The 848-nt window shown below is 40.6% G+C and carries 1 protein-coding gene and 1 pseudogene; one reads left to right on the top strand and one right to left on the bottom strand.

Features of this window, described 5'->3' with window-relative positions:
• The coding region (locus CVN76_RS30120; RefSeq protein ID WP_157805504.1) for an MFS transporter at positions 1–531 on the bottom strand (531 nt) is incomplete at its 3' end.
• Positions 532–721: 190 nt separating this feature from the next.
• Between CVN76_RS30120 and CVN76_RS30115 the strand changes: the two are divergent.
• Positions 722–848: pseudogene (locus tag CVN76_RS30115) on the top strand (calcium/proton exchanger); the annotation flags it as partial.

Below are 848 nucleotides of genomic sequence, written 5' to 3'. Positions count from 1 at the left end.
AATCAAGAAAACGGTTAACCAAGTGAGCAGGCTGATTATGGATGTGATGATGAAAGGTAATGATTGATTGAATTCAAGAAGCTTCGTCATTAGCGGACCAACCATGAAGCCAAGGCTGAAGAAAAGGCCGTAAATGGCAAGATTCCTTCCTCGCTTCGCTATTGGTGAAATAGCGGTGATCCAGGTCTGGGTGGCAAAGTGAAGTGTATGATCGCCGATGCCGATGAAGAAGCGCAGGAGGAACCAAAACCAGAATGATTCCCATACAGGAAATAGGGCCAAAGAAAGGATGACGGTGGCTCCCCCAAATAATATCAATGGTTTATATCCATACTTACGGAGGGGCGCTTCCATAAATGGAGAAATCAACAGAATTCCAATATAAAGCGAGGCAGCATGAAAGCCGTTTAAGGAAGAGCTGATTCCGTCACCTTCAAAGATGATGGCAATGACCGGCAAGAGCATTCCTTGAGAAAAACCCGATATGCCGACAATTAAGATTAAAACACGTATAAGCAGTTTATGATTCATATATTCATGTCTCCTAAGAAATGTGTACCTTGTTGATGTTACATCCTAAGGACAGGGTTAAGCAATTAAATTTTGGGTAAATATTGACAAGAAGGAGTGCTGTGATAAAATTTTCCTTTGGCAATGACTTAAGATTATGTATGATTGTTTTTGTTATATAAAAAGTACATATAAGATTGTGAGGAGAAGTATCGTGAATAAAATATTTTTGGGACTTGTCGTACTGGGTGTCCCTATATCCGTCATTGGTTCTTTGCTGCATTGGCCAAGTGTAATCATGTTCATCGTATATTGCTTGACGATCATCGCGCTTGCAG

The sequence above is a fragment of the Bacillus sp. mrc49 genome, assembly GCF_002803435.1.
Note: the sequence above shows the minus strand (reverse complement) of the source record. Positions and strands in the feature narration are given on the sequence as shown.